This is a genomic window from Pseudomonas sp. NPDC088322, assembly GCF_044740745.1.
GTDB lineage: Bacteria > Pseudomonadota > Gammaproteobacteria > Pseudomonadales > Pseudomonadaceae > Aquipseudomonas > Aquipseudomonas shirazensis.
The window spans coordinates 619,328-630,227 of record NZ_JBIURK010000001.1 but is presented as its reverse complement, the minus strand read 5'-3'; the positions used below and the strand labels follow the sequence as shown (position 1 = coordinate 630,227).

Sequence of the window (10,900 nt, the reverse complement as noted above, 5' to 3'; positions counted from 1 at the left end):
GTGTGTGGCACGCTGCAGGGCCCCTCACGGGACCCTGCGTGGATGGCGATGCCGGCCTGGAACAATCAGATGTAATTGACCAGCGACAACCCGGCGACCTTGGCGAAGGCCTGCAGGGACGCCTGCAGCATGTTGGTCTGGCGCTGCAGCCGCAGCATCACTTCGGCCGGATCGCTTTCGCGAATCGAGGTCTGGGTCTTGCTGTTCTCGGTGCTCAGCGCTTCATTGGTTTCTGCCTGCACATCCAGCGCCTGGCCACGGCCACCGATAGCACTGACGGACGAGCTGACCTGATTGATCGCGCTGCCAATGTTGCCAATGGCTGCATCCAGCGAAGCCTTGAAGTTCTGCTTGGCGACCGGGTCCGAATCGACCGGCGTGCGCAGTGCCGTGCGCAACTGGCTGAGGGTGTCGAGCACATTCTGGGTCTGGTGGGTATCAGCCTTGACCGAGAAAGAATCACCTGCATCCGGGGCGGTCGACAACGTGAACGTCACCCCGGCAGCAGTTGCGGTATACGGGTCAGCGGCCGTGCCGCTTCCGCTCAATGTACCGCTGCTGACCGGGCGACTGTCAGCGCTCAACGGTGCGGCGTAAAGGTCGAACTGGGTCGGGTCGGTTTCAGAAATCTTGAGGATCGCGCCGCCACCGGGGAATGCCGCCTTGTACAGGGCTTCATCGCTGATGCTTGCGCCGGTGACCTGGCTGCCGGACGGGCCATTGCCGGCACTGCGGGTGCCGCTGATGCTGTCTGGCTTGGCGCCGAGAGTAAACGAGTGGCCTTGCAGCGCGGCATCATAGTCGGCTTCGTCACCTGGCTTGAAGCTGATATCAAGGCGCAGGTCAACGCCGCGGAAGTTGATCGAGGTATTGGTGCCTTTGGGGTCGAACTTGCCGCCCTGGGACGCTTCGTTGGTCACGTCATCGCCATTGGCGGCCGTGATCTTGAACTGAGTGCTGCTGGTGAACTCGATGGTGTACGGCTCGCCGCTGCGGAAGCGGTCGTTGAATACCGAGCTGCCGGCGACCTGACCATTGGACATGTTGATGCGCGAGTCTGCCGCGGCAGGCGAGGTCAACTTGGCTTCGGTGCGGCTGGTATTGAGCGCCTGCTCGAAGGCATCGTAACCGGTCTCGTTTGCGGCCAGGCTAAGCATGTCACCCACCTGCAGCTGCAGGCTGGTCTGGTCACCTTTGTAGCTGTAGGTGCCGTCAGCGTTCTTCACATAAGGCTGGGTATCGCCTTTGGAGCCAGAGAACAGGTACTTGCCGTTCTCGTCCTTGCTGTTCATCAGCGAGAACAGTTGCTCTTCCAGTGAGCCGAGTTCATCAGCGTTGGCCTTGCGATCGGAGTCGGTAAAACCGGCGTTGCCCGAGCTGATGGCCAGTTCGTTGACACGCTGCAGAATATTGCCAATGGCGTTCAACGTGCTCTCGCTGGTACCGAGCGCATTGCGCACGTTGGTGATGTTACCGCTGTACTGCTTGAGCATGTTCTGTTGCTGCTCAAGCTGCAGGAGACGCGCAGCGCCTACCGGATCGTCGGCCGCAGTACGGATGCGCAGGTTGTCGCTGGCTTCCTGCTGGCTCTTCACCGTGTTGGCAAGGTTGCGCTGATAGTTGGCGCTGGTGGTGTTGTAGAACTGCGAAGTGGAAATGCGCACGGTCTACGGCTCCTTAAAGGCTGTTGATCAAGGTGGCGAAGGTTTCCTGGGCCGCCTTGATGATCTGCGACGACGCGGTGTAGTACTGCTGGAACTTGATCAGGTTGCCGGTCTCTTCATCGACCGAGACCCCCGACAAGGAATTGCGGCTGTCCAACGCAGAGTTCTGCAATGCACCGGTGGCGTCGCTGTCCATCTTCGCCTGGCCGGCCTTGCCGCCTACGTTGGAGACCAGCTTGGCATAGGCGTCGCTGATGCTGATGCCCTTGCCGTTGGCGCCCACATCTACGGTCGACTTGGTTTGCAGGTCGAGCACAGACTGAGCATTGCGATTATCCGCCGAACCCGAACCGGTCAGCGCCACGCTGTAGCTGTCGCCGTTTTTTGGCGCGCCATTGACGTTCATCTCGAAGGTAAAATTGCCACCTAGAGCATTGCCATTGGCATCGGTCAAAGGCACCGACAATTGCAGCTTGTTGTCCTGGCCGGGGATGATCGTGCCGGTGCCGATCGAGTCACCCTTGGCGTTGTACAGGGTGTAGCTCTGCGGCGAAGCGCCGTCATCGCCGAACACCAGCTTGACCGGGGTGGAATACTTGAGGCCGGTCTGCAGCTTGTTCAGCTCGGTTGCGTCGTAGATGTTCAACTTGGTGGTAAGGGTTGGCTGAGTGATCACGCCAGTGCCCTTGTTGCCCGAACCGCTGGTAGCGGTCAGCGGCGAGGCCATGGCCAGGCGCTTGGGGTCGGTCAGCACCGACTCGATGGTGGCGGCAGCATTGCGCGTAGGAGTGATCTTGAAGCTGTCACCGGCAGCATAGGTGCCGCCATTGCCCGACAGGCTGAAACCATCGAACACCGGCGCCGGGTCGTCGTCGAGGTTGTGCGTGCCCATGTCGGTGCCTTCCGGCAACTTGCGCACGGTGTATTCTTTCAGGTTGGCCGGGTTGTTGAAGGTTACCTGGTAGTCACTGGTGCCGAGCTTGCCGGTGTCGGCAATGGTCACGTTGATATTGCCGGTGCCGGCATTGCCCTGCTTGGCGATGCTGCGCTCGCTGATGGCCTTGGCGCTGTTGATGTCGCCGAACAGGCTGGCGCCGAAGTTACCTTCCTTGTCGATGCCTTGGGCCAATTGACTGTTGATTGCATCAGCCACCACCAGTGCCACGCGACCGAGCTCGTTGAGCGCCGGGTCGAGGGTTTCCTTGCGGTAGCGGATCAGGCCGCCAAGTTCACCACCGCTGGTGCTGTTGGTGATGTCCATCTTGGTCGAGCCGCGATTGAGGATCAGGCTCATGCGGGTCGGGTCGGCCGCGCTCGGCTCGACGCCAAGGGTCTGGGTGGTGTTGCCCAATACCAGCGCCTGGCCGTTCTTCAGGTAGATGTCGTAGTTGCCGTTTTTTTGCTCGACCACATCGGCGCCGATCAGTGACGTCAGCTGGCGGACTGCACCGTCACGCTGGTCGAGCAGATCGTTGGGCTGGCCGGTGACTACGCTGACCTTGGAGATCTGCTCGTTGAGATCGGCAATGGTCTTGGTCAGGTTGTTGACCTGAGTGGCCAGCGAAGCCATGTTGCTGTTGGTGTTGCTGTTCTGCTGATTGAGCTGGGCAGACAACGTATTGAAACGCTTGGCCAAGGTCTGCGCGCTGGTCAGCAGCAACTGGCGCGAGGCGTCTTCGGTCGGCTTGGCCGAGGCATCCTGCATGGCGCTGAAAAAGCTCTGCAGCGCTGCAGTGATACCGGTATCGGCACTGGACAGGGCGTTGTCCAGCGGAGTGATCTGGCTGAGGTAGGTGTTGGCATCGCTGGACAGCGACGTAGTGGTGCGCAACTGGTTCTCGAGAAACGCGTTGTACACCCGACGTACGTCGGCCAGGGTGGTACCGGTACCGATGAAGACCTGGCCAGTCTGCTGGCCGCCGCTGGTCTTCTGCACGTTTTGCTGACGCGAGTAGCTGGCGACATCGGCATTGGCGATGTTGTTACCCAGGGTGTACAACCCCGACTGTGCGGCTCCAAGCCCAGACATGCCAATATTGAGCAAACTCGCCATGGTTCTCTACCCTTAACGTTGCGTGGTGGTACCGAGCATTGCGTAGCTCTCGTACGACTTCATCTGTTTAGCGATCTGCGAGATCTTGCTGGCGTAGTTCGGGTCGGTTGCGTACCCGGCCTTCTGCAGCTCTCGCACAAACTGTTCTGGGTTATCGGCCGACTTGACCGCATCTTGATAGCGCGCATTGTTCTGCAGCAGGCTGACCAGGTCGTGGAAACTGTCCTGGTAGGAGTCGTAGGAACGGAACGCGGCGGTTTCCTTGACGAAGGCGCCATCGCGGAACTCGCTGGTGATCGCCCGCGCTTCACCGCCCTGCCAACTGCCGGTGGCCTTGATGCCGAACAGGTTGTGGCTGCTGCTGCCATCGGTGTTGCGCATCACCGACTTGCCCCAGCCGGTTTCCAGCGCGGCCTGGGCTACCAGGTAGCGCGGGTCGATGCCGATGCGCTTGGCCGCTTGTTCAGCCATTGGCAGCATGGTCGAGACGAATTCGTCACTGTTGCCGAAGGCCCTTTTCGGCGCCAGCGGTGGCTGGGCCATGGCCCGACCGAGGATGCGCGTACCGCCATCGGCGGCAGCAAACGCTTGCGCTGGCTCCCAGTCGCCCTTGACCACGCCATTGACCAGTTGCCCGTCACGCGCCGGCAGCGCCGCACCAGCGCCGGCCAGCGCCGGGTTGCCGGCAGACGGCACGATGCCGGCCAGCAGCCGATCGGTGAGCTTGCCAGGCAGCGACAGGCGCCGCGAGTTGAGCGCGGCGACGTCATTGCGCGCGGCACTGCTGGTATCGCCGTGAACCGGCGTCGCCACCTTGGTCCCCCACAGCGCAGGGCCTGCGCCCTCGCCGCGCAGGAACGGGTTGGGCGTCGCGACCGGGTTCTTCTGCTTGGACAATTGCCGCACCAGCACATCCTGCAAGCCGATGCCGCCGCCCTCGCGGGACATACTCACGGACAGCTGCTGGTCGTACATGTCACGGTACTGCTTGACCGTCTCGGTGTTCAGCTCGTTGTCTTCAGCCAGTACGTCACTAGCCTTGCGCGAAGCCTTGAGCATCTCGCTGATGAACAGCGACTCGAACTCCTGGGCGACTTTGCGCACGTTCGCTTCGCTGTCACGATCGCCATGCTTGAGCGAGGTCAGGCGGTTGAGGTCGGTGTAGGCACCGCTGTCGGCTTGACTGGAAACCAGACTCTTGGAGTTCATCAAAGCGCCCTCAAATCACGATCAGGTCGGCTTGCAGAGCACCGGCCTGTTTCAGCGCTTCAAGGATGGCCATCAAGTCACTGGGCGCTGCCCCGACCTGGTTGACCGCTCGGACGATCTCATCCAGCGTGGTGCCCGGGCCGAACTTGAACATCGGCTTGGCTTCCTGCTCGGCGTTCACGCGCGAACGTGGCACCACGGCCGTCTGGCCATTGGAGAACGGCCCCGGCTGGCTGACGATCGGGTCTTCGGTAATGGTCACGGTCAGGCTGCCGTGGGTCACCGCAGCCGGCGAAACCTTGACGTTCTGGCCGATGACGATGGTGCCGGTACGCGAGTTGATGATGACCTTGGCCACGGCCTGGCCCGGATCGATCTCGAGGTTCTCCAGGATCGACAGGTAGTCGACACGCTGGCTTGGGTCCATCGGCGCAGTGACCCGCACCGAACCGCCATCGAGGGCCTGGGCAACACCTGGGCCGAGCAGCTCGTTGACCTTGTCGACGATGCGCTTGGCGGTGGTGAAGTCAGGGCGATTGAGGTTCAGGGTCAGGCTGTTGCCCTGGTTGAAACCACTCGGCACGGCCCGCTCGACACTGGCACCGCCAGGGATACGCCCGGCCGATGGCACGTTGACGGTAATCTTCGAGCCATCGCGACCTTCGGCGTCAAAACCGCCGACCACCAGATTGCCCTGGGCGATGGCGTAGACGTTGCCGTCGATACCCTTGAGCGGGGTCATCAGCAAGCTGCCGCCGCGCAGGCTCTTGGAGTTACCGATCGACGACACGGTGATATCGACCACCTGGCCCGGCTTGGCAAACGCTGGCAGATCCGCATGGATCGACACGGCGGCGACGTTCTTCAGCTGCACGTTGCCCGAGCCTGGCGGCACCTTGATGCCGAACTGCGAGAGCATGTTGTTGAAGGTCTGCAGGGTGAACGGGGTCTGCGTGGTCTGGTCGCCAGTGCCGTTCAAGCCGACCACCAGGCCATAACCAATCAGCTGGTTGGTGCGCACGCCGGAGATACTGGCGATGTCCTTGAGGCGCTCGGCGTGGGCGCTGAACGCACAGGATACAAGCACGGTTGCGGCAATCAGCTGCCTGAAATTAAGCATGGGCATCCGTACTCAGAAAGGCCAAAGCGGGCTGAGGAAGAAGCGGTCCAGCCAACCGGGCTGGCTGGCATCGGCAAACGAACCGGTACCCGAATAGGTGATGCGCGCATCGGCGACGCGGGTCGACGGTACGGTGTTGTCGGTGGCGATGTCATCGGCGCGCACCAGCCCGGCAATCCGCACCAGCTCGTCGCCGGTGTTAAGGGTCATCCACTTCTCGCCGCGCACGGCGATGATGCCGTTGGGCAGGACTTCAGCCACGGTCACAGTGACCGAACCGGTCAAGGTATTGCCCTGGGCGGCCTTGCTGTCGCCCTTGGTCGCGCGGTTACCGCTGTAGCCGGCTTCGAGCGACAGGTCACCACTGCCCAACGGGTTGTTGGTATTGGGGATGGCGCCGAACAGCGAAGTCAGGCCGAGGCTGGCCTTGCTGTCTTTGCCCACTTGGGAGTTGGCACTCTTGCTCGCCGAGGTACGCTCGTTGAGGGTGATCGTGATGATGTCACCTACCCGAAACGCCTTGCGGTCGCCATACAGGTTCTGCTCGAAGCCAGCCTGGTAGATCGAGCCGTTGTTGGCCGACGCCGGCAATGGGGTGCGCGGCAACACCGGCGCGTAGTACGGGTCGTTGGGCTTGGGCGTCGGCGCGACGCAACCGGCCAACAACACCGCCCCACCCAGGGCGAATACGGACAACAAACGGCTCATGACGCTTCCCTCACGGTAGAACTGGCGCTGCAACAGCGACCTAAGGTTTACAGCTGCTGGGTGACGAACCCGAGCATCTTGTCGGCGGTCGAAATGACTTTGGAGTTCATCTCGTAGGCACGCTGGGTAGTGATCATGTTGACCAGCTCTTCCACGGTGCTGACGTTGGAGTTTTCCAAGGTCTGCTGCAGGGTGGTACCGAAGCCGTTCAGGCCAGGCGTACCGACCTGCGGTGCGCCGCTGGCAGCGGTTTCCAAGAACAGGTTGTTGCCCATTGCCTGCAGGCCTGCCGGGTTGATGAAGTCAGCCGTCTGCAGGTTGCCGATGATCTGCGCTGCCGGGTTGCCGGCGGTGGTGATCGACACGGTACCGTCCTGGCCCACGGTGAAGGTCTGGGCGTCGTTGGGGACGACGATCGCAGGCTCCAGGGCAAAGCCGTTGGCGGTCACTACCTGACCATCGGAGTTCAGGTGGAAGGTACCGTCACGGGTGTAGGACACGGTGCCGTCAGGCTGCAAGACCTGGAAGAAGCCGCGACCATTGACCGCCAGGTCGAGCGGGTTCTCGGTGGTTTGCAGGCTGCCGGTCTGGAAGTTCTTCTGGGTGCCAACGATGCGCACACCGGTACCGACCTGCAGGCCCGAAGGCAGCTCGCTGTCTTGCGTCGACTGAGCGCCAGGCTGGCGTTTGATCTGGTACAGCAGGTCCTGGAATTCGGCGCGATCACGCTTGAAGCCGGTGGTCGAAACGTTGGCCAGGTTGTTGGAAATGACCGTCAGATTGGTGTCCTGGGCGGACAAACCGGTCTTGGCGACCCAAAGTGCCGGAAGCATAGTGTTCTCCTCGCGCGCCTGTTTTTCGGCACCCGTTCAAAATTGATTAGCTGATTTGCAAAACCCGGGCCATGGCTTCATCGCCTTCCTTGGCCGTGTTCATCATCTTCACGTGCAGTTCGAACTGGCGCGACAAGGCCAGCACCGAGGTCATTTCCTCGACGGCATTGACGTTGCTCGACTCAAGGAAACCCGACACCACCTTGACGTTGATGTCGGCATCCGCAGGCTGGCCACTGGTGGTGTGGATCATGCCGTCGGTACCTTTGGTCAGGCCCTTGATGTCCGGGTTGACCAACTTGATCCGGTCGACCTCAGCCATCACCCGCGGGTCTTCACCCATGGCGCGAATGCTGATGGTGCCGTCTTCGCCGATCTCGACCTTCTGCTCGGGCGGCACGGCAATCGGGCCGCCGTTGCCGATCACCGGCATGCCATTGCCAGCGCGCAGGACGCCGAGGGCGTCAATATTGAGGCTGCCGGTGCGTACATAGGCTTCGCTGCCATCTGGTGCCTGCACGGCGATAAAGCCATTGCCGGTCACGGCAACGTCCAGCTCGCGGCCGGTTTCCACCAGCGCACCGGCGGTGAAGTCGGTGGCCGGGCGCTCGGACAGGGCAAATGCTCGCGACGGAAAGCTGTCACCAAACACCGGCATCGAGCGCGCCTGCTCCAGGTCACGCTGGAAACCGTTGGTTGAAACGTTCGCCAGGTTGTTGGCATGGGCCTTTTGCGCCAGCGCGTTCTGGCTGGCGCCGGTCATGGCCACGTAAAGCATCTTGTCCACAGTCTTCCTCCACTGCACTGGCGATTGCTTGCCGCTCGCCGCTGCTATACAGGCGATAAAGCAAGTTCCGAACCAACTTTTACAAAGCATGAAAAAGCCCGTGTTTACGGGCTCATGGGGGATAGTGGGGAAATACTCACGCCGGATATCCGGCGCTTGCTTGCCGCCGGCGGCAACTGGCTACAATTCGCGGCAACCGGCATTGTTGAAGGGCCCGGCAAAACGCTTCCAGCCCTCCCCTGGCGACCACTGCGAACACACCAGCCGGCCATCCACCTGGCTTTCCCAGCGCCACCACGGCGCGGTGCCAGCCTGAGCCTGCAGCAGATACAACACAGCAGCGCTGGCGATGATCAGTTTTTTCATGTCCACCTTGCCTGAAACGACGAGCCCCTTGCAGTGAAGGGGCTCGTCCAGTGTCCATCCTCAGCGCTTTTAGCCGACCATCTGTATGGTGGTCTGCATGATGGTGCTCTCGGTCGAGATGGTCTTGGCGTTCGCCTGGTAGTTGCTCTGCGCCTTGATCAGCTCGACCAACTCCTGAGTCAGGTTGACGTTGGAGGCTTCCAGCGAGTTGGACTCGACGCCGCCCAAAGTGCCGGTCTTGGGTGCGTCAACGCCCGGGATACCCGACGCAAAGGTCTCGGTCCAGCGGGTGCCGCCGATCTGCTGCAGACCCTGCTCGTTGGCAAAGCTGGCCAGCGCCACCTGGCCGATCGCCCGCGACTGCTGGTTGCTGAAGCTGGCAAACATGACGCCGGTGGAGTCGATGCTCAGGCTCGACAGAACACCGGTGGCGTAACCATCCTGCGACTGCGACATGCGCGCGGTCTCGGTGTTGTACGAGGTAGTGCTGTTCATCGACAGACGCATGCCATCCGGGTTGCCGGCCGAGCCATTGGGGCCCCAGTTGCCGGCACCGTCTTTTTCGGCCGGGATCCAGCCCTTCATGCTGAAGACATTGTTGGTCACACTCCATTCGGCGCCGGTCGGCAGGCCAGTCTGGTCGGCCGTCATCGAGGCAACGCTGCCGTCTTCGTTGAAACTGACGGTACCCACCAACGGCGCGGTGCTGGTCGGATCCATCGGGTTACGGCCGTCGACCAGGGTATACATGGTCCACTCGTTCTTGCCGGTCTTGCGATAGAACTGCTCCATGGTGTGCTCGTTACCCTGGCTGTCAAAAACCTTGGTCGGGAACGACTTGGTGTATGAGGTTTCGTCAGCCGGGTCGAAGACGATATCACCCGCGCCAGGCGGGGTAGCCGGCAGCGGAATGGAGGTTGCCGAGGAGTTCAGGTTGATGCCCTGATCGATCAACGTGGTGGCTTTTGGCGCCAGTGACGAGGTGTCGATCTTCAGGTCGGTGAGGATGCCCTTCTGGATCTTGCCGTTGGAATCAGCGGCGTAGCCCTGCAGACGCAGGCCGTCGGAGGTCACCACAAAGTTGTCTTTGTTGTTCTGGAAGGCACCGGCACGGGTATAGACCTGGGTGCCGTTGTCGGACAACACGAAGAAGCCGCGACCCTGGATACCCATGTCCAGCACGTTGCCGGTGTTGTTCACGTCACCCTGGCTGAACTGCTGGGAAACCGCGGCCAGGCGCACACCATTGCCGATCTGGTTCTTGCCCACGCCCAGACGGTTGGCGCCGGCATAGACGTCGGCGAACTCGGTGCGCGAGGACTTGAAGCCATTGGTATTGACGTTGGCAATGTTGTTGCCGGTGACGTCCAGTTGCTTGTTGGCTGCGTACAGACCGCTAAGGCCGATATTGAAAGACATGCTGTTGCTCCTTGTGCCGTTCTGGCCTTAGATACCGATGGTTTGTACGTCGGAAAGAGAGACCTTGCCGACGCCGGCGAGGTTGAGGACCATTTCGCCATTGGCGCTGAAACTGACGCTGGTGACCTTGGCCGGCAGCAGGGTATTCATCTGTACCGACTTGCCGTCCACCATGGTGCTGGCGGTAAAGGTGTAGGTACCCGGATCGACCTTGACGCCCTTGTCGTTGGTGCCGTCCCAGATGAAGTCGGCGTAACCGGCTTTCTGTTCGCCCAGCTCAATGGTCTTGACGGTATTGCCGTCCTTGTCCTTGACCGTGATCTTGGCCTCGCTGATGCCTTCCGGCACCACAAACTGCCCATTGAAGCTTGCACTGGTGTCAACCACCGCCTTGTCGTTCTGCACGATCACCGAACGACCGACCAGCGACGACGCCTGCAGCGCCTGGGACGAACCCAGCGAACTGGTGATTGCATTGACCGACTCGTTCAGCGAGGTGATGCCTTCAAGGCTGCTGAACTGCGCCAACTGCGCCACGAACTCGCCATTGCCCTGCGGTTCAAGCGGGTTCTGGTGCTGCATCTGGGAAACCAGCAACTGCAGAAACGCATCCTTGCCCAGCGAATCAGTGCCGGTCTTGGATGCCGTATCGGTGGTCACCTTCTTGGTCCCGGTGCTGACACCCGACGCTGCGATCACTTCATTGAGGTTGGTACTGTTGATAGCCATGGTCCGGATTCC

The 10,900-nt window shown here is 61.3% G+C and carries 10 protein-coding genes; all 10 read right to left on the bottom strand.

The genetic code is table 11. From position 1 onward, the window contains the following. Positions 1–65 precede the first annotated feature (65 nt). The gene (locus tag ACIOAU_RS02970; RefSeq protein WP_150569788.1) at positions 66–1,664 is read right to left on the bottom strand and encodes a flagellar hook-associated protein 3; all 1,599 of its coding nucleotides are present in this window, start codon (positions 1,662–1,664) and stop codon (positions 66–68) included. Positions 1,665–1,677: 13 nt separating this feature from the next. Next, complete coding sequence (gene flgK, locus ACIOAU_RS02965; protein ID WP_401179834.1) at positions 1,678–3,717, bottom strand: flagellar hook-associated protein FlgK; 2,040 nt, start codon at positions 3,715–3,717, stop codon at positions 1,678–1,680. A 12-nt stretch (positions 3,718–3,729) separates the two neighbouring features. Then, on the bottom strand, positions 3,730–4,926 hold the full coding sequence (flgJ, locus tag ACIOAU_RS02960) for a flagellar assembly peptidoglycan hydrolase FlgJ (RefSeq protein ID WP_101317783.1): 1,197 nt from the start codon (positions 4,924–4,926) through the stop codon (positions 3,730–3,732). Positions 4,927–4,936: 10 nt separating this feature from the next. Continuing rightward, positions 4,937–6,046: a flagellar basal body P-ring protein FlgI gene (locus ACIOAU_RS02955; protein WP_101317781.1), complete on the bottom strand. Its 1,110-nt coding sequence runs from the start codon at positions 6,044–6,046 to the stop codon at positions 4,937–4,939. Positions 6,047–6,058: 12 nt separating this feature from the next. Beyond that, the gene (gene flgH / locus ACIOAU_RS02950) at positions 6,059–6,754 is read right to left on the bottom strand and encodes a flagellar basal body L-ring protein FlgH (RefSeq protein WP_101317779.1); all 696 of its coding nucleotides are present in this window, start codon (positions 6,752–6,754) and stop codon (positions 6,059–6,061) included. Between the two features lie 47 nt (positions 6,755–6,801). Next, positions 6,802–7,587: a flagellar basal-body rod protein FlgG gene (flgG, locus tag ACIOAU_RS02945; protein WP_101317777.1), complete on the bottom strand. Its 786-nt coding sequence runs from the start codon at positions 7,585–7,587 to the stop codon at positions 6,802–6,804. A 46-nt stretch (positions 7,588–7,633) separates the two neighbouring features. After that, entirely contained in the window at positions 7,634–8,374 is a 741-nt protein-coding gene (flgF, locus tag ACIOAU_RS02940; RefSeq protein ID WP_150569790.1) for a flagellar basal-body rod protein FlgF, read from the bottom strand. Positions 8,375–8,554: 180 nt separating this feature from the next. Then, a complete protein-coding gene (locus tag ACIOAU_RS02935) occupies positions 8,555–8,740 on the bottom strand; it encodes a hypothetical protein (protein ID WP_150569791.1) in 186 nt (61 codons plus the stop codon). 69 nt (positions 8,741–8,809) lie between these two features. Then, positions 8,810–10,159, bottom strand: coding sequence for a flagellar hook protein FlgE (gene flgE, locus ACIOAU_RS02930; RefSeq protein ID WP_401179827.1), 1,350 nt, complete (start codon positions 10,157–10,159; stop codon positions 8,810–8,812). Between the two features lie 27 nt (positions 10,160–10,186). Continuing rightward, positions 10,187–10,888 carry a flagellar hook assembly protein FlgD gene (gene flgD, locus ACIOAU_RS02925; protein WP_101317769.1) on the bottom strand — a complete coding sequence of 234 codons (702 nt, stop codon included), beginning with the start codon at positions 10,886–10,888 and terminating at the stop codon, positions 10,187–10,189. Between the last annotated feature and the right edge of the window lie 12 nt (positions 10,889–10,900).

Coding starts and splice junctions, on each gene's coding strand:
- flgH (WP_101317779.1), bottom strand. CDS start 6,754: ATGAGCCGTTTGTTGTCCGTATTCGCCCTGGGTGGGGCGGTGTTGTTG.
- flgE (WP_401179827.1), bottom strand. CDS start 10,159: ATGTCTTTCAATATCGGCCTTAGCGGTCTGTACGCAGCCAACAAGCAA.
- flgG (WP_101317777.1), bottom strand. CDS start 7,587: ATGCTTCCGGCACTTTGGGTCGCCAAGACCGGTTTGTCCGCCCAGGAC.
- ACIOAU_RS02935 (WP_150569791.1), bottom strand. CDS start 8,740: ATGAAAAAACTGATCATCGCCAGCGCTGCTGTGTTGTATCTGCTGCAG.
- ACIOAU_RS02955 (WP_101317781.1), bottom strand. CDS start 6,046: ATGCTTAATTTCAGGCAGCTGATTGCCGCAACCGTGCTTGTATCCTGT.
- flgK (WP_401179834.1), bottom strand. CDS start 3,717: ATGGCGAGTTTGCTCAATATTGGCATGTCTGGGCTTGGAGCCGCACAG.
- flgJ (WP_101317783.1), bottom strand. CDS start 4,926: ATGAACTCCAAGAGTCTGGTTTCCAGTCAAGCCGACAGCGGTGCCTAC.
- flgD (WP_101317769.1), bottom strand. CDS start 10,888: ATGGCTATCAACAGTACCAACCTCAATGAAGTGATCGCAGCGTCGGGT.